At 68.4% G+C, this 16,838-nt stretch carries 14 protein-coding genes; 9 read left to right on the forward strand and 5 right to left on the reverse strand.

Annotation, left to right across the window (positions count from 1 at the left end):
• Positions 1–313 precede the first annotated feature (313 nt).
• Complete coding sequence (locus tag ISN75_RS08360) at positions 314–1,756, reverse strand: amino acid permease (RefSeq protein WP_167257493.1); 1,443 nt, start codon at positions 1,754–1,756, stop codon at positions 314–316.
• 87 nt (positions 1,757–1,843) lie between these two features.
• Positions 1,844–3,322 (reverse strand): amino acid permease, encoded by a 1,479-nt coding sequence (locus ISN75_RS08365; protein ID WP_167257494.1) that lies wholly within the window; start codon positions 3,320–3,322, stop codon positions 1,844–1,846.
• 209 nt (positions 3,323–3,531) lie between these two features.
• On the opposite strand from ISN75_RS08365, the gene ISN75_RS08370 reads away from it, so the two are divergent.
• Complete coding sequence (locus ISN75_RS08370; protein WP_343820625.1) at positions 3,532–4,083, forward strand: NUDIX hydrolase; 552 nt, start codon at positions 3,532–3,534, stop codon at positions 4,081–4,083.
• Positions 4,084–4,138: 55 nt separating this feature from the next.
• Here the strand turns inward: ISN75_RS08370 and ISN75_RS08375 are convergent, their stop codons facing one another.
• The 3 genes from ISN75_RS08375 to ISN75_RS08385 form a co-directional block, all read right to left on the reverse strand.
• The gene (locus ISN75_RS08375) at positions 4,139–4,660 is read right to left on the reverse strand and encodes a 3-hydroxyanthranilate 3,4-dioxygenase (RefSeq protein ID WP_168647602.1); all 522 of its coding nucleotides are present in this window, start codon (positions 4,658–4,660) and stop codon (positions 4,139–4,141) included.
• 207 nt (positions 4,661–4,867) lie between these two features.
• On the reverse strand, positions 4,868–6,757 hold the full coding sequence (gene parE, locus ISN75_RS08380) for a DNA topoisomerase IV subunit B (RefSeq protein WP_343820628.1): 1,890 nt from the start codon (positions 6,755–6,757) through the stop codon (positions 4,868–4,870).
• Positions 6,758–6,841: 84 nt separating this feature from the next.
• Entirely contained in the window at positions 6,842–8,638 is a 1,797-nt protein-coding gene (locus tag ISN75_RS08385) for an aminopeptidase P family protein (protein WP_343820630.1), read from the reverse strand.
• Between the two features lie 147 nt (positions 8,639–8,785).
• Here ISN75_RS08385 and ISN75_RS08390 point away from each other — a divergent pair, with 147 nt between their 5' ends.
• The 8 genes from ISN75_RS08390 (at position 8,786) to truD (ending at position 16,685) form a co-directional block, all read left to right on the forward strand.
• A complete protein-coding gene (locus ISN75_RS08390; protein ID WP_167257499.1) occupies positions 8,786–10,477 on the forward strand; it encodes a CTP synthase in 1,692 nt (563 codons plus the stop codon).
• Complete coding sequence (kdsA, locus tag ISN75_RS08395; protein ID WP_167257500.1) at positions 10,474–11,307, forward strand: 3-deoxy-8-phosphooctulonate synthase; 834 nt, start codon at positions 10,474–10,476, stop codon at positions 11,305–11,307. The genes ISN75_RS08390 and kdsA overlap by 4 nt, the downstream gene beginning before the upstream one ends.
• Positions 11,308–11,368: 61 nt before the next feature.
• A complete protein-coding gene (gene eno / locus ISN75_RS08400) occupies positions 11,369–12,682 on the forward strand; it encodes a phosphopyruvate hydratase (RefSeq protein ID WP_343820633.1) in 1,314 nt (437 codons plus the stop codon).
• A gap of 19 nt (positions 12,683–12,701) precedes the next feature.
• Positions 12,702–13,031 (forward strand): cell division protein FtsB, encoded by a 330-nt coding sequence (ftsB, locus tag ISN75_RS08405; RefSeq protein ID WP_343820635.1) that lies wholly within the window; start codon positions 12,702–12,704, stop codon positions 13,029–13,031.
• A gap of 1 nt (position 13,032) precedes the next feature.
• Positions 13,033–13,722 (forward strand): 2-C-methyl-D-erythritol 4-phosphate cytidylyltransferase, encoded by a 690-nt coding sequence (ispD, locus tag ISN75_RS08410; RefSeq protein ID WP_343820638.1) that lies wholly within the window; start codon positions 13,033–13,035, stop codon positions 13,720–13,722.
• A gap of 13 nt (positions 13,723–13,735) precedes the next feature.
• Positions 13,736–14,209: a 2-C-methyl-D-erythritol 2,4-cyclodiphosphate synthase gene (gene ispF, locus ISN75_RS08415; RefSeq protein ID WP_167257621.1), complete on the forward strand. Its 474-nt coding sequence runs from the start codon at positions 13,736–13,738 to the stop codon at positions 14,207–14,209.
• Positions 14,206–15,648, forward strand: coding sequence for a magnesium transporter (gene mgtE, locus ISN75_RS08420; protein WP_343820640.1), 1,443 nt, complete (start codon positions 14,206–14,208; stop codon positions 15,646–15,648). The genes ispF and mgtE overlap by 4 nt, the downstream gene beginning before the upstream one ends.
• A gap of 29 nt (positions 15,649–15,677) precedes the next feature.
• Complete coding sequence (gene truD / locus ISN75_RS08425; protein ID WP_343820642.1) at positions 15,678–16,685, forward strand: tRNA pseudouridine(13) synthase TruD; 1,008 nt, start codon at positions 15,678–15,680, stop codon at positions 16,683–16,685.
• Positions 16,686–16,838 lie beyond the last annotated feature (153 nt).

The raw sequence follows: 16,838 nt of genomic DNA on the forward strand, positions 1-16,838 counted from the left end.
CCCGGACGCGTCAGGCCGAGGAGCTGACCCGCCTGACGCGCCGGGCGGCAATCCGGGGCCCACTGCCAAGTGATCTACCCACGGACGGCAGATGTTACTCCCCAAACCGCCGTTTGGGGCATCTGGGCGAAAAATTTTTCCCGAAAAAGTCTCGTTAAAACGAGAAAAAACAATAGCTTATGGCGTTATTCGTGACTGAGCATCAAAAATCCGCGTCGATTGCGCATTTCGCGGCAGTTCTGTTCAGTTGAGCACCATACGCTGATCTTTGGCGCCGTAGCCCGCCATTGGCGGGCGTTCGGCGGAGATCGCCTCAGGAGGCGCGGCGCAGGCGGCTGTGGCGCCGGCCGTAGCCGAAGTAGATGCACAGGCCGATCACCGTCCACGCGATCATCAGCAGCCAGTTGAACCAGGCCATGAAGTACAGCAGGGCCAGGCAGCTGAGCACGCCGGCGGTGCAGACGAACCAGGCCGCCGGCACGCGGAACAGGCGCGGCAGTTCCGGCGAGGTGTAGCGCAGGATCAGCACGCCGGCGCAGACCGCCACGAAGGCGATCAGGGTGCCCATCGAGGTGAGGTCGGCCAGCAGGTCCAGCGGGAACACCGCGGCCAGGATGGCGATGCCCACTCCGGTGATCACCGTATTGAGATGCGGCGTGCGGTGCTTGGGATGGATGCGGTTGAACACCGGCGGCAGCAGGCCGTCGCGCGACATGATCATGAAGATGCGCGGCTGCGCGATGATCATCACCAGGATCACCGAGGACAGGCCGATCATCGCGCCGATCTCTACCACCAGGCGCAGCCAGCCCAGTTCCGGATGGTTGCGGATCGCGGTGACCACCGGCTCGCTGGTGCCCAGTTCGGTATACGGAATGAGGCCGGTGAGCACCGCCGCCATGGCCAGGTACAGCACGGTGCAGATCACCAGCGAGACCAGGGTGCCGAACGGCAGGTCCTTCTGCGGGTTCTTGCATTCCTGTGCGGCGGTGGAGGTGGCCTCGAAGCCGATGTAGGCGAAGAACACCATCGCCGCGCCGCGCATGATGCCGGACCAGCCGTACTTGCCCGGCTCCTGCTCGGCGGGAATGAAGGGATGCCAGTTGGCCGGATCGATATAGCGGTAGCCGGCCACCACCACCACGATGATCAGGCCGACCTTCAGCGCCACCATCAGCACGTTCAGGCCCGAGGATTCGCGGATGCCGACGTAGCACAGCCAGGTCAGCGCCAGCACGATCGCCACCGCCGGCAGGTTGAGCAGATGCCCGGTGGACACCAGGTGCCCGTCCTTGAACGCCAGCGGCGCCTCGGTCAGCGCCACCGGCAGGTGGATGCCGACGTGGTCGAGCAGGCTGGTGAAATAGCCGGTCCAGCTCGCCGCCACCGCGGAGGCGGAGATGCCGTACTCCAGCACCATGTTCCAGCCGATGAACCAGGCCACCAGTTCGCCTAGGGTGGCGTAGGCGTAGGAATACGAACTGCCGGAGATCGGGATCAGCGTGGCGAATTCCGCATAGCACAGCGCGGTGAAGCCGCTGCAGATCGCCGCCAGCATGAACGAGATCAGCACCGCCGGGCCCGCATGCTCCGCCGCCGCCTGTCCGGTCACCACGAAGATGCCGGTGCCGATCACCGCGCCGATGCCCAGGGCGGTAATGCCCCATTTGCCCAGGGTGCGGCGCAGGGCCGGCCCGCCGTGGCAGTCGTCGGCGTCGGAGAAATCGGTCTTGCGGGCGAGAAGCTGCTTGAGCATGCGTGGACCTGGGTGATGCGGGTGTCGGATCGGGCCGACTATAAAAGAGAAGGCCGGCGCGGAGCCGGCCCTCGGAGGCGGGATGGATCAGGCGGCCGGCTTGCGCAGCTTGCTGTGCGAATAGCCGTAGAGGAAGTAGATCGCCTGGCCGATCGCGATCCAGGCCAGCATCCAGCGCCAGTGCTCCAGGAAGGACTGCAGGAACAGCGCCATGCAGGCCAGCGCGCCGAGCGGGCAGACGATCCACGGCACCGGTACGCGGAAGGCGCGCGGCAGTTCCGGGCGGGTATAGCGCAGCACCAGCACGCCCACGCACACGGTGGCGAAGGCCAGCAGGGTGCCCATCGCCACCATCTCGCCCAGCACGCCGATGTTGAACAGGCCGCCCAGCGCGGCAGCGAGCACGCCGACCACCACGGTGCCGACGTGCGGCGTGCGGAACTTCTGGTGGATGCGGCCGAACACCGCCGGGATCAGGCCGTCGCGCGCCATCGAATAGAAGATGCGCGGCTGGCCCATCAGCATCACCAGCATCACCGAGCTCAGGCCCGTGACCGCGCCGATCACCACGATGATCTGCAGCCAGTGCAGGCTCGGGTAGTTGTCCAGCGCGGTGGACACCGGCTCGGGCGTGCCGAGCAGGCGGAAGTCGGCGATGCCGGTGAGGATGCCGGCGACGATGATGTACAGGATGGTGCACAGGATGAGTGAGCCGATGATGCCGATCGGCATGTCGCGCTGCGGGTTCTTCGCCTCGCCGGCCGCGGTGGAGACCGCGTCGAAGCCGATATAGGAGAAGAACACGATGGCGGCCGCGCGGCCCACGCCGGCCCAGCCGTACTTGGACGCGCCTTCGGAGGCCGGGATGAAGGGATGCCAGTTGTCCGGGTTGATGTACTTGGTGGCGAAGGCGATGAACAGCAGGATCACGGTGACCTTGATCGCCACGATGATCGAGTTGACGAAGGCCGACTGGGTGATGCCCACGTAGCACAGGCCGGTGATGGCGGCGATGATCGCCACCGCCGGCAGGTTGATGAACATGCCGGTGGCCTGGATATGCCCGTCGACCACCGTGAACGGCGCCGCGGCCAGGGTCTGCGGCAGGCTCACGTCCTGGCCGATCCAGCCGCTGATCAGGGCCAGCAGCTTGTTGAAATAGCCCGACCAGCCCGCCGCCACCGTGGCCACGGTGAACAGGTATTCCAGCACCAGGCTCCAGCCGACGAACCAGGCGACGTATTCGCCCAGCGTGGCGTAGGAATAGGAGTAAGCACTGCCGGACACCGGCAGCATCGCCGCGAACTCGGCGTAGCAGAGCGCGGCGAGGGCGCAGGCGATGCCGGCGAACACGAAGCTGAGCACGATCGCGGGGCCGGCATGCTGGGCCGCGGCCTGTCCGGTGATGACGAAGATGCCCGCGCCGATGATCGCGCCGATGCCCAGCAGGACCAGGTGCCGCGCGGTGAGCGCGCGCTTGAGGGTGGCCTCGCCGTGCGCGCCGCCCTCCGGCAGATCGGCGGACGCAGGCGAGATCTGCGTCGTCGCAAACAGGTTTTTCAGCATGGGTTCCCCCCTCCGGGAATGGCTGCTTGTAATTTTTCGGACGACTACCGAATGACTGGCCCTACGGGCTTGTCCGGCAAAGGATTTCGACGCCACGAGCTGGTTGCGCTCGGCGCGGAAGCACCGAACCTTAGCCGAGCCATGGGAGGGGTACAAGTCGCGCCGCAGCTACAATCGCAGGTTCATCCTATTCCTATGTGTCACAAGTCATGCACGATCACCGCCAGGCTTTTTCCGCGCATTTGAACGGCTACGCGCAGGCCCATCCGGACGAGGGCGAAGTCGCCGCCCGCTTCGGCGAATTCCTGCGCTCGGCGCCGACGGTATTCGAGCGCACCCATGCGGTGGGGCATTTCACCGGCTCGGCCTGGCTGGTCAGCGCGGACGGCGCGCGGGTACTGCTCACCCATCACCGCAAGCTCGGCCGCTGGCTGCAGCTGGGCGGGCACGCCGACGGCGACCCCGATCTGGCCGGCGTGGCGCTGCGCGAGGCGGAGGAAGAATCCGGCCTGACCCAGCTGGCGGTGGAGCCGCTGCCGTTCGACCTGGACTGCCACTGGATTCCCGAGCGCGCCGGCGAGTCGGGCCACTGGCATTACGACGTGCGCTACGTGGTGCGCGCCGGCGGCAGCGAGGCGTTCGCGGTGAGCGAGGAATCGCTGGCGCTGGCGTGGAAGCCGGTGGCGGAGATCGCGGGCGATGCTGCCGCGGACGAATCGCTGCGGCGCATGGCTAAGAAATGGCTCGGCAGGTTGGGGTGACAACCCCAACATCGTTACGCCGGCCGCGCCCTTGTGTTGGGGTTGTCACCCCAACCTACGCATATTGGGCCGGCGCGGGATGCACGGTGCCGCACTGCGTGCAGGTGCGCGCTTCGAGCGAACGGTAGAAGCGCTCGAACACCGGCGGGAAATCGCGCTCGATGCTTTCCAGCGCGAAATATTCCTCGAACAGCTTGTGGTTGCACTGCGGGCAGAACCACAGCAGGCCGTCCTTCTCGTCCGCCAGCCGGCGGCGCTCGATCACCAGGCCGATCGAGTCGGGCATGCGCTGCGGCGAATGCGGCACGCGCGGCGGCAGGTAGAACATCTGGCCGGCGCGGATCGGGATGTCGCGCGCGGCGCCGTCGTCCTGCACCTTCAGCACCATCTCGCCTTCGAGCTGGTAGAAGAATTCCGGGCCTTCGTCGTAGTGGTAGTCGGTGCGCGCGTTCGGGCCGCCGACGATCATCACGATGAAGTCGCCGTCGACGATGCACTTGTTGCCCACCGGCGGCTTGAGCAGGTGGCGGTGTTCGTCGATCCAGCGTTGCAGGTCCAGCGGTGGCGTCAGGGCCATGGCGGAGGGTGCTCGGATGAGGTCCGATTAAATTAGCACCCTTTGCTGGACCGTCATCCCGGCGCAGGCCGGGATCCAGTGACCGGGCGCCGCCTGCGAGCGTGAGCATCACAAGCAGCAGCCCGCGACAACCAGACGGCAACGCCACTGGATCCCGGCCTGCGCCGGGATGACGGTGTTGCAAGTGTCGTGCGTTGAGGGCGAGCCTCAGACCTCGAGCGTGGCGAGGTCGCCTTTCTCTTCCAGCCAAGCCTTGCGATCGCTCGCCCGCTTCTTGGCCAGCAGCATGTCCATCAGCTTCGCCGTGCCCTCGCCATCCTCCACGGTGAGCTGCACCAGCCGGCGCGTATCCGGGTGGATGGTCGACTCGCGCAACTGTCCAGGGTTCATCTCGCCCAGGCCCTTGAAGCGGGTGGTGCTGACCTGGCCCTTCATCTTCTCGCGCTCGATGCGCTGGAGCATCGCGGCCTTCTCGTTCTCGTCCAGGCAGTAGAACACCTGCTTGCCCACGTCCACGCGGAACAGCGGCGGCATCGCCACGAACACGTGGCCCTCGCGCACCAGGGCAGGGAAGTGGCGCAGGAACAGCGCGCTGAGCAGGGTGGCGATGTGCAGGCCGTCGGAGTCGGCGTCGGCCAGGATGATCACCTTGCCGTAGCGCAGGCCGCTCAGGTCGTCCTTGCCCGGATCGCAGCCGATTGCCACGGCCAGGTTGTGCACTTCCTCCGAGCCCAGCACCGAGCCGGATTCCACTTCCCAGGTGTTGAGGATCTTGCCGCGCAGCGGCAGGATCGCCTGGAAATCCTTGTCGCGCGCCTGCTTGGCGCTGCCGCCGGCGGAGTCGCCTTCGACCAGGAACAGCTCCGTGCGGCTCAGGTCCGTGGCGCTGCAGTCGGCCAGCTTGCCGGGCAGGGCGGGGCCCTGCGTGATCTTCTTGCGGATGACTTGCTTGGAGGCTTTCAGGCGCGCGCTGGCGCGCTCGATCGCCAGTTGCGCGATGCGCTCGCCCAGCTCCACGTTCTGGTTCAGCCACAGGCTGAAGGCGTCGTGCACCACGCCTTCCACCAGGGCGGCGGCGTTGCGCGAAGAGAGGCGCTCCTTGGTCTGGCCGGCGAACTGAGGATCCTGCAGCTTGGCCGACAGCACGAAAGACAAGCGCTCCCACACGTCTTCCGGCGCCAGCTTCACGCCGCGCGGCAGCAGGTTGCGGATGTCGCAGAACTCGCGCACCGCATTGGTCAGGCCGCTGCGCAGGCCGTTCACATGGGTGCCGCCCTGCGCGGTGGGAATCAGGTTGACGTAGCTCTCCTGTACCAGCTCGCCTTCCGGCAGCCAGGCCAGGGCCACGTCCAGGCCTTCGGTGTCGCGCTGCACGTGATGCACGAACAGCTCGGCCGGCAGCGTCTCGGCGCCTTCCAGCTCGCCGCGCAGGTAGTCGCGCAGGCCGTCCTCGTAGTGCCAGGACACCACTTCGCCGCTGGCCTCGTCGGTGAGCTTGACGTTGAGGCCCGCGCACAGCACGGCCTTGGCGCGCAGCAGGTGCTTGAGCTTGGACAGCAGGATCTTCGGCGAATCGAAGTACTTCGGGTCGGGCCAGAAGTGCACGGTGGTGCCGGTCTTCTTCTTCGGCACGCTGCCGATCACTTCCAGCGCGCTGGCGCGGTCGCCGTGCTCGAAGGCCATGCGGTATTCGTTGCCGTCGCGGCGGATGGTCACTTCCACCCGGCTGGACAGCGCATTCACCACCGATACGCCCACGCCGTGCAGACCGCCGGAGAAGTTGTAGTTCTTGCCGGAGAACTTGCCGCCCGCATGCAGGCGCGTGAGGATCAGCTCCACGCCGGGAATGCCTTCCTCCGGATGGATGTCCACCGGCATGCCGCGGCCGTCGTCGCTGACCTGCACCGAGCCGTCGGCGTGCACGATCACTTCGATCGCGCTGGCGTGGCCGGCCAGGGCCTCGTCCACCGAGTTGTCGATGACTTCCTGCGCCAGGTGGTTCGGGCGGCTGGTGTCGGTGTACATGCCCGGCCGGCGCTTGACCGGGTCAAGGCCGGAGAGGACTTCAATGTCGGCGGCGTTGTAGCGACTGCTCATGCTCGGGGGTTCTGCCGGAAGTTAAGCGGGGAAAGCCGCGGGAGAATGGGGTGGCCGGCCAAGGAGGTCAAGCCAGCTTGCGCGTCACAGCGGCGCGCAATGGCGCTCCAGCCAGACCAGGTCGGCGCCTTCCAGCAGCGGGCTGAGCGCGGCGCGCACGCGGGCGTGGTAGTCGTCCAGCCAGGCGCGCTCCTCGGGGTTGAGCAGGCCCGGCTCCAGCGCGCGGCGGTCGAACGGGCACAGGGTCAGGGTCTCGAAGGCGTGGAATTCGCCGAACTCGGTCTGGTCGGCCTCGGCCACCACCGCCAGGTTCTCGTGGCGGATGCCATGCCGGCCCGGCTTGTACAGGCCCGGCTCGATCGAGCTGATCATGCCCGGCTCCAGCGCCACCAGCGGGCCGCCGGTCGGCGGCCGGATGCTCTGCGGCCCCTCGTGCACATTGAGGAAATAGCCCACGCCATGGCCGGTGCCATGGCCGTAGTCCATACCCGAAGCCCACAGCGGCGCACGCGCCAGCGCGTCCAGCTGCGGGCCGCTGGCGCCCTTGGGGAAGCGGGCGCGCGACAGCGCGATCAGGCCCTTCAGCACCAGGGTGGCGTCGCGGCGCTGCTCGGCGGTGGTCTCGCCCAGGGCCAGCACGCGGGTGACGTCGGTGGTGCCGCCCAGGTACTGGCCACCGGAATCCACCAGCAGCAGGCCCTGCGGCCTGAGCGTGCTGTGGTGTTCGGGCGTGGCGCGGTAATGCGGCAGGGCGCCGTTGGCCTGGTAGCCGGCGATGGTGGCGAAGCTTTCGCCGACGAAGTCGGGCTGGGCCGAGCGCTCCTCGCGCAGCAGGGTGTGCACGTCCAGCTCGGTCTGGCGCATGCCGGCGGCGAGGCGTTCCTCCAGGCGGCGGAAGGCGCGTGACAGGGCGGCGCCGTCGCGGCGCATCACCTCGCGCACGTGATCGAGCTCCGCCGCGCTCTTGCGCGCCTTCATCGCGGTGGACGGATTGGCCGCGTCGATCAGCTGCGCGGCCGGCGCGATCGCATCGGCCACGGCGCAGGCCACGCGGCCGGCATCCAGCAGCAGCCGGTCGCCTTCGCGCAGTTCGCCGAGCGCGTCGGTGACCGTGGCGTAGTCGGCGATGCGCACGCCGTCGGCGGCGAGCGCGCCGACCAGCGCGTCGGTGAGCTTGCCGCGGTCGACGAACAGCACGGCCGGGCCTTCCGCCGCCACCAGCAGGTGGGCGAGGAAAACCGGATTGCACTCCACGTCGCTGCCGCGCAGGTTGGTCAGCCAGGCCACGTCGTCCAGGCTGGAGACCAGGTGATGGCTGGCGCCAAGCTTGCGCATGGCGGTGCGCAGGCGCGCCAGCTTGTCGGCGCGGGCGATGCAGGCGTAGCGGATCGGGTGTTCGGTGACCGGCGCGGCGGGCAGGGGCGGGCGGTCGTTCCAGGCTTCGCCGGGCAGGTCCAGGTCGGTGCGCAGGCGCGCGCCGGTGCTTTCGAACCGGCGTTCGATGCGCGTGCGGCTGGACAGCGGCAGGCTGTCGCCGGCCACGGCCAGCACCTGGGACTCGTGCAATTGCTGGTGCAGCCATTCCTGCGGCTCGGGCACGTTGGCCGTGCGCTGGCGCATCAGTTCCACGCCGGCGCCGGCCAGTTCGCGCTCGGCCTGGGCGAAGTAGCGCGAATCGGTCCACAGCCCGGCCCAGTCCGCGGTCACCACCAGGGTGCCGGCCGAACCGGTGAAGCCGGACAGCCAGGTCCGCGCCTGCCAGTGGGCCGGCAGGTATTCGGACAGGTGCGGATCGGCGCTGGGGACGAGGCAGGCATCGACGCCGTGGCGGCGCATGGCCTGGCGCAACAGGGCGAGGCGGGAGGGAATGGGTTCGCTCATCCGTTCATGCTAGCAGTCGGATCGAGCCGATCCGCGCCCGATTCCGTGGAGCGCGGCTCGATGAACCGCCGGAGGAATTTTCAACGTAGCGCTCGCGGCCCGGAGCGACCTCCGCTAAAATGCCGATTTCCAGCACGGCTGCATCCCATGACCCCCCTGATTTTCGTCACCGGCGGTGTGGTGTCCTCGCTTGGCAAGGGCATCGCCGCGGCGTCGCTGGCTTCCATTCTGGAAGCGCGTGGCCTCTCGGTCACCATGATGAAGCTCGACCCGTACATCAACGTCGATCCCGGCACGATGAGCCCCTTCCAGCACGGCGAGGTCTACGTCACCGACGACGGCGCCGAGACCGACCTGGACCTGGGCCACTACGAGCGCTTCGTCCACACCCGCCTCACCGGCAAGAACTCCATCACCACCGGCAAGATCTACGAGTCGGTGATCCGCAAGGAGCGCCGCGGCGACTACCTCGGCGCCACCGTGCAGGTGATTCCGCACATCACCGACGAGATCAAGCACTGCATCCACGAGGCCACCCGCGGCTTCGACGTGGCCCTGGTGGAGATCGGCGGCACGGTGGGCGACATCGAGTCGCTGCCGTTCCTGGAGGCGATCCGCCAGCTGCGCATCGAGCACGGTCCGGAGAAGTGCCTGTTCATGCACCTCACCCTGGTGCCGTACATCAAGGCCGCCGGCGAGATCAAGACCAAGCCCACCCAGCACTCGGTGAAGGAACTGCGCTCGATCGGCATCCAGCCGGACGTGCTGCTGTGCCGTTGCGAGCAGCCGCTGCCCGACGGCGAGCGCCGCAAGATCGCCCTGTTCACCAACGTGCCGGAGCACGCGGTGATCAGCGCCACCGACGTGGACATCATCTACAAGCAGCCGCTGTGGCTGCACAAGCAGGGCCTGGACGAGATCGTGGTCAAGCGCCTGGGCCTCGACGCCGGCCCGGCCGATCTCTCCGCCTGGCAGCGCACCGTGGAAGCGGTGGAGCATCCCAAGGACGAGGTCAACGTGGCCATCGTCGGCAAGTACGTCGAGCACAAGGACGCCTACAAGTCGCTGGGCGAAGCCCTGCGCCACGGCGGCATCAAGCAGCAGACGCGGGTGAACCTGCAGTGGGTCGATTCCGAGCAGGTGGAAGCCGAGGGCGCGGCCAAGGTGCTGGGCGGCGTCGACGCCATCCTGGTGCCGGGCGGCTTCGGCAAGCGCGGCTTCGAAGGCAAGGTGCTGGCCGCCAAATACGCCCGCGAGCACGGCGTGCCGTACTTCGGCATCTGCTACGGCATGCACGCCGCGGTGGTGGATTTCGCCCGCCACGTGGCCGGCCACGCCGACGCCGATTCCAGCGAGAACGACCGCAACACGCCCAACCCGGTAATCGCGCTGATCACCGAGTGGACCACCGCCGCCGGCGAAGTGGAAACCCGCACCGAGCGCTCGGACCTCGGCGGCACCATGCGCCTGGGCGCGCAGGAATGCCGGCTCAAGGCCGGCACCCTGGCGCGCGAGCTGTACGGCCAGGAAGTGGTGCGCGAGCGCCATCGCCACCGCTACGAGTTCAACAACCGCTACCGCCAGTCGTTCGAAGACCTGGGGCTGGTGATCTCCGGCAAGTCGATGGACGACCTGCTGGTGGAGATCGTCGAGCTGCCGCAGCAGCAGCACCCGTGGTTCCTCGGCTGCCAGGCGCATCCGGAATTCACCTCCACGCCGCGCGACGGCCACCCGCTGTTCATCGGCTTCGTGAGCGCCGCGCGCGAGCACAAGGCGGTGCGCGAAGGCGAGCGCCTGGCCTCGGCAACCACCCCGAACACCAGGGAGAACGTCGCATGAAGTTGTGCGGTTTCGAGGTCGGCCAGGACCAGCCGCTGTTCCTGATCGCCGGCCCCTGCGTGGTCGAGTCGGAGCAGCTGCAGGTGGACACCGCCGGCAAGCTCAAGGAAATCACCGGCCGGCTCGGCATCAACTTCATCTTCAAGTCCAGCTTCGACAAGGCCAACCGTTCCTCCGGCAGCAGCTTCCGCGGGCTGGGCATGGAAGAGGGCCTGCGCATCCTGGGCGAAGTGAAGCGCCAGGTCGGCGTGCCGGTGCTCACCGACGTGCACGAATACACCCCGTTCGCCGAAGTGGCCGCGGTGGTCGACGTGCTGCAGACGCCGGCCTTCCTGTGCCGCCAGACCGATTTCATCCAGGCGGTGGCGCGCGCCGGCAAGCCGGTGAACATCAAGAAGGGCCAGTTCCTGGCGCCGTGGGACATGAAGAACGTCGTGGACAAGGCCAAGGCCGTGGGCAACGACGACATCCTGGTGTGCGAGCGCGGCGCCAGCTTCGGCTACAACAACCTGGTGTCGGACATGCGCTCGCTCGCGGTGATGCGCGACACCGGCTGCCCGGTGGTGTTCGACGCCACCCACTCGGTGCAGCTGCCCGGCGGCCAGGGCACCAGCTCCGGCGGCCAGCGCGAATTCGTGCCGGTGCTGGCGCGCGCGGCGATCGCCGTGGGCGTGGCCGGCCTGTTCGCCGAGACCCATCCGGATCCCTCCAAGGCATTGAGCGACGGCCCCAACGCCTGGCCGCTCGGCAAGATGGAAGCGCTGCTGGAAACCCTGATGGAGCTGGATGCCGTGACCAAGCGGCATGGCTTCCTCGAACAGACGCTTTGATCCTTCAAGTTTCATTCCCCGCTTTAGTTCGTCCCCTTCGCCCTTTCTGGACAGGAACTGCATGAGCACCGACATCACCCGCATCCACGCCCGCGAAATCCTCGACTCCCGCGGCAATCCCACGCTCGAAGCGGAAGTGACCCTGGCCGGCGGCGGCTTCGGCCGCGCGGCGGTGCCGAGCGGCGCCTCCACGGGTACCCGCGAAGCGGTGGAGCTGCGTGACGGCGACAAGTCGCGCTATCTGGGCAAGGGTGTGAAGAACGCGGTGGGCAACGTCAACGGCGCCATCGCCGGTGCGCTCAAGGGTTTCGACGCGGCCGACCAGAAGGGCCTGGACGCCAGGCTGATCGCGCTCGACGGCACGCCGAACAAGGGCAAGCTCGGCGCCAACGCCATCCTCGGCGTGTCGATGGCCGCCGCGCACGCGGTGGCCGCGCAGCAGGGCCGCCCGCTGTGGCAGTACCTGGCCACCATTAACGGCACCACCGGCAAGCCCGGCGCGCTGCCGGTGCCGATGATGAACATCATCAACGGCGGCGCGCATGCCGATAACAACGTCGACGTGCAGGAATTCATGGTGCTGCCGGTCGGCCTGCCCAGCTTCGCCGAGGCGCTGCGCGCCGGCACCGAGATCTTCCACGCGCTCAAGAGCGTGCTGAAGGGCAAGGGCCTGAACACGGCGGTGGGCGACGAGGGCGGCTTCGCGCCGAACCTGCGCTCGAACATCGAGGCGCTGGACACCATTCTCGAAGCGGTCAACCACACCGGCTACAAGATCGGCAGCGACATCCTGCTCGGCCTGGACGTGGCCAGCTCCGAGTTCTTCAAGGACGGCAAGTACGACCTGGAAGGCGAGGGCAAGGTCTACACGCCCGCGCAGTTCGTCGACCTGCTCGCCAGCTGGGCGAAGCAGTACCCGATCGTCACCATCGAGGACGGCATGGCCGAAGGCGACTGGGACGGCTGGAAGCTGCTCACCGACAGCATCGGCAAGCAGGTGCAGCTGGTCGGCGACGACCTGTTCGTGACCAATCCGGCGATCTTCCGCGAAGGCATCGACAAGCACATCGCCAACGCCATCCTGATCAAGGTCAACCAGATCGGCACGCTGTCGGAAACGCTGGAAGCCATCGCCATGGCCGACACCGCCAAGTACGCCGCGATCGTGTCGCACCGCTCGGGCGAGACGGAGGACACCACCATCTCCGACATCGCCGTGGCCACCACCGCCACGCAGATCAAGACCGGTTCGCTGTGCCGCACCGACCGCGTGGCCAAGTACAACCAGCTGCTGCGCATCGAGGAACAGCTCGGCGCCGCCGCGCAGTACGCCGGCCGCAACGCGTTCCCGAGCCTGGCCAGGCTGCCGGGCTGAGGGAGCGAAGTCCACGGCCATGCTGCGCTGGATCGCCCTCATCCTGCTGCTCGTGCTGATCGGTCTGCAGGTGAAACTGTGGACCGGCAACGGCGGCGTGCACGAGGTGGAAACCCTGCGCGCCGCGGTGAAGAAGCAGACCGAGGACAACCAGCGCCTGCTCCAGCGCAACCAGGCGCTGGGCGCGGACGTGGACGATCTCAAGCACGGCGAACAGGCGGTCGAGGCGCGCGCGCGCGGCGAGCTGGGCCTGATCAAGCCGGGCGAGACCTTCTACCAGGTGGTCGAGCAGCCGGGCGCCGCCGCCAGCGCGGCACCGGCGCCCGCCGCCAGCAGCGGCGGACGCTGACATGGCTTCGCTGTGGTGCGTGGTGCCGGCCGCCGGGCGCGGCGCCCGGGTCGGTGGCGACATTCCCAAGCAGTACCTGCCGCTCGCCGGCCGGCCGCTGATCGAGCACACACTGGCGCGGCTGGCCACGCATCCGCGCATTGCCGGCGTGATGGTGGTGCTGGGCGCGGGCGACGACCGCTGGCCCGGCCTGGAGCGCATCGGCGGCAAGCCGGTGCTGACCACGCTCGGCGGCGCCGAGCGCTGCGATTCGGTGCTGGCCGGCCTGGATGCCTTGCCGGCCGAGGTGAAACCCGACGATTTCGTGCTGGTGCACGACGCCGCGCGCCCCTGCGTGCGCGCGGCCGACATCGCCCGGCTGATCGAGCTGGCCGTGCCGGCCGGCGGCGGCCTGCTCGGCGCGCCGCTGCGCGACACGCTCAAGCGTGCCGACGCCGCGCACCGCAGCGTGGCGACCGAGCCGCGCGAGGAACGCTGGCGCGCCTTCACTCCGCAGCTGTTCCGCCGCGCCGAACTGGCCACGGCCCTGCGCGTGGCGGCGGCGGGCGGCTTCAAGCCCAGCGACGAGGCGATGGCGATGGAGCGCGCGGGCCATGCCCCGTTGCTCGTCGAAGGCGCCGAGGACAATATCAAGGTGACCACGGCCGCCGATTTCGCGCTGGCCGAGTTTCTTCTGGACAGGACGGCGTGAGGGCGCGCGCATGATGCGGATCGGCCAGGGCTTCGACGTGCACGCCTTCGGCGACGGCGACCATGTGATGCTCGGCGGCGTGCGCGTGCCGCACAGCCGCGGCGTGGTGGCGCATTCCGACGGCGACGTGGTGATCCACGCGCTGTGCGACGCCATCTTCGGCGCGCTGGCGCTGGGCGATATCGGCCGGCATTTCCCGCCTTCGCAGGAGCGCTGGCGCGGCGCCGAAAGCCGGCTGTTCCTGCGCCACGCCTACACGCTCATGCGCGAGCGCGGCTACGCGATCGGCAACGTCGACGTGACGGTGATCTGCGAAGCGCCCAAGGTCGGCCCGCACGCGCAGGCCATGCGCGAGCTGCTGGCCGAAGACCTGCATTGCGAGGTCGACCGCGTCAGCATCAAGGCCACCACCACCGAGAAGCTCGGCTTCACGGGCCGCGGCGAGGGCATCGCCGCGCAGGCCTGCGCGCTGCTGGTGCTGGCGTGAGCGAGGCCGAGGCCCGCGGCTCCGCCGGCCGGCTGCACGAGCAGCTGGAGCGCATCAACGAACTGCTGCGCCGGCACAAGCTGGTGGAGCAGGTGGCGCATGCGCAGCACGGCCCGCACCAGGACCTGGTCGACAACCTGCTGCACCGCCAGCATCTCTCTGAGCTGCAGCGCCAGCTCGACGTCCTGCATCCGGCCGACATCGCCTACGTCCTCGAAGCCCTGCCGCTGGAAGACCGCCTCGCCGTCTGGCAGCTGGTGAAGGCCGACCGCGACGGCGAGATCCTGCTCGAAGTCTCCGACGCCGTCCGCGAATCGCTGATCGCCGACATGGACCAGCGCGAGATCCTCGCCGCGGTCGAGCCGCTGGAAGCGGACGAGCTGGCCGACCTGGTGGAAGACCTGCCCACCGAAGTGCTGCCCGAGCTGATGGCCAGCCTCGACGCGCAGCAGCGCGAGCAGCTGCAGTCGGCGCTGTCCTGGGCCGACGACCAGGTCGGCGCGCTGATGGACTTCGAGATGGTCACCATCCGCGAGGACGTCAGCCTGGAAACGGTGCTGCGCTATCTGCGCCGCTTCGACGAGCTGCCCGCGCAGACCGACAAGCTGTTCGTGGTGAACCACGACAACCTGCTCACCGGCGTGCTGCCGATCCACTGGCTGCTGGTCAATTCGCCGGAAAAAATGGTGAGCGAGGTGATGGCGCCGGACGTCAACACCTTCCACCCGGCCGACGACGCCTACGAAACCGCGCAGGCCTTCGAGCGCTACGACCTGGTCACCGCGCCGGTGGTGGACGACAACAGCCACCTGATCGGCCGCATCACCATCGACGCCATGGTCGACGTGATCCGCGAGGAAGGCGAGAGCGAGGCGCTGAGCCGCGGCGGCCTGCGCGAGGAAGAAGACATCTTCGCCTCGGTGTGGAAATCGGTGCGCAACCGCTGGACCTGGCTGGCGATCAACCTGGTCACGGCATTCATCGCCTCGCGCGTGATCGGCCTGTTCGAGGGTTCGATCCAGAAGCTGGTAGCGCTGGCCACCCTGATGCCGATCGTGGCCGGCATCGGCGGCAATTCCGGCAACCAGACCATCACCATGATCGTGCGCGCGCTGGCGCTGGACCAGATCACGCCCGCCAGCGCCAAGCGGCTATGGCGCAAGGAGATGGGCGTGGCGCTGGCCAATGGCCTGGTCTGGGGCGGCGTGATCGGCCTGGTGGCGTGGGCGCTGTACGGGCATCTGGCGCTGGGCCTGGTGATGACCGCGGCGATGACGCTCAACCTGCTGCTGGCGGCATTCTGCGGCGTGGGCATCCCTATGCTGATGGCGCGCCGCGGGCGCGATCCGGCGCTGGGTTCGAGCGTGCTGATCACGGCGATGACCGACAGCGGCGGCTTTTTTATTTTCCTCGGGCTGGCCACGGTGTTCCTGGTCTGACGCGTTTTTCTTTTTTCGGTATCCATTCGATGAGCGATCTTCCCTACGCCCATGGCACCCCGCCGCTGAGCGCCCAGTTGCGCAGCACGCCCGAGGATTTCCGCGTGGAGGAGATCCTCGGCTACGAAGCCGACGGCGAAGGCGAGCACGCGCTGCTGCTGGTGGAAAAGCGCGGCGCCACTACCGACTGGGTGGCGCGCGAGCTGGCGAACTACGCGGGCGTGCCGCAGGTGGCGGTGGGCTATGCGGGCCTGAAGGACCGCCACGCGGTGACGCGCCAGGCCTTCTCGGTGCAGCTGGCCGGCAAGCCCGATCCGGACTGGTCGGCGTTTCCGCATGCGGACGTGCAGGTGCTGTCGGCCGCGCGGCACAAGCGCAAGCTCAAGCGCGGCGCGCTGCGCGGCAACCGCTTCGTGCTGGTGCTGCGCCAGGTGCAGGGCGACCGCGCGCGTGCGGAGGAAGTGCTGGAGCGCATCGCCGCGCGCGGCGTGCCGAATTATTTCGGCGAGCAGCGCTTCGGCCGCGGCGGCGGCAATGTCGAGCAGGCGCGCGCGATGTTCGCCGGGCGCCGGGTGGACCGCGACAAGCGCCAGTTCCTGCTGTCCGCCGCGCGCTCGCATCTGTTCAACGAAGTGCTGGCCGCGCGCGTGGAGCGCGACGCCTGGGATAAGCCGCTGGACGGCGAGCTGTGGTCGCTGGCCGGCAGCCGTTCCTGGTTCGGGCCGGAGCCGTTCGACGGCGTGCTGGCCGAGCGGCTGGCGCGCGGCGACATCCATCCGTCCGGGCCGCTGTGGGGGCAGGGCGAGACGCCGGCGGGCGGTGAAGTGGCTGAACTGGAAAGTGCGATGGCCGCGGCGAATGCGGATCTCGTCGCGGGGCTGGTGGCCGCGCGGATGGACCAGGAGCGCCGCCCGCTGCGGCTCATTCCCGATCAGCTGCGCTGGCAGTGGCTGGGCGAGGATGCGCTGGAACTGGCGTTCGGCTTGCCGGCCGGTGCGTATGCCACCGTAGTAGTGCGCGAACTCGCCACAACCTAACCCCCTCTCCCCTCCGGGGAGAGGGCTGGGGTGAGGGGCCGGGCGGAGCGGTGAGCGGAAGGTCGGGAAAGCCTAAGAGCTTTTCTTCACTTCGTAGACAAACTGTCGCTAGAGCGACCCCTCATCTGCCTGCCGGCATCTTCTCCCCGGAGG

It is taken from the genome of Dyella marensis (assembly GCF_049532885.1).
GTDB lineage: Bacteria > Pseudomonadota > Gammaproteobacteria > Xanthomonadales > Rhodanobacteraceae > Dyella_D > Dyella_D marensis.

Coding starts and splice junctions, on each gene's coding strand:
- ISN75_RS08370 (WP_343820625.1), top strand. CDS start 3,532: ATGCACGATCACCGCCAGGCTTTTTCCGCGCATTTGAACGGCTACGCG.
- ftsB (WP_343820635.1), top strand. CDS start 12,702: ATGCTGCGCTGGATCGCCCTCATCCTGCTGCTCGTGCTGATCGGTCTG.
- ispD (WP_343820638.1), top strand. CDS start 13,033: ATGGCTTCGCTGTGGTGCGTGGTGCCGGCCGCCGGGCGCGGCGCCCGG.
- ispF (WP_167257621.1), top strand. CDS start 13,736: ATGCGGATCGGCCAGGGCTTCGACGTGCACGCCTTCGGCGACGGCGAC.
- parE (WP_343820628.1), bottom strand. CDS start 6,757: ATGAGCAGTCGCTACAACGCCGCCGACATTGAAGTCCTCTCCGGCCTT.
- kdsA (WP_167257500.1), top strand. CDS start 10,474: ATGAAGTTGTGCGGTTTCGAGGTCGGCCAGGACCAGCCGCTGTTCCTG.
- ISN75_RS08385 (WP_343820630.1), bottom strand. CDS start 8,638: ATGAGCGAACCCATTCCCTCCCGCCTCGCCCTGTTGCGCCAGGCCATG.
- ISN75_RS08365 (WP_167257494.1), bottom strand. CDS start 3,322: ATGCTGAAAAACCTGTTTGCGACGACGCAGATCTCGCCTGCGTCCGCC.
- eno (WP_343820633.1), top strand. CDS start 11,369: ATGAGCACCGACATCACCCGCATCCACGCCCGCGAAATCCTCGACTCC.
- ISN75_RS08375 (WP_168647602.1), bottom strand. CDS start 4,660: ATGGCCCTGACGCCACCGCTGGACCTGCAACGCTGGATCGACGAACAC.
- truD (WP_343820642.1), top strand. CDS start 15,678: ATGAGCGATCTTCCCTACGCCCATGGCACCCCGCCGCTGAGCGCCCAG.
- ISN75_RS08390 (WP_167257499.1), top strand. CDS start 8,786: ATGACCCCCCTGATTTTCGTCACCGGCGGTGTGGTGTCCTCGCTTGGC.
- ISN75_RS08360 (WP_167257493.1), bottom strand. CDS start 1,756: ATGCTCAAGCAGCTTCTCGCCCGCAAGACCGATTTCTCCGACGCCGAC.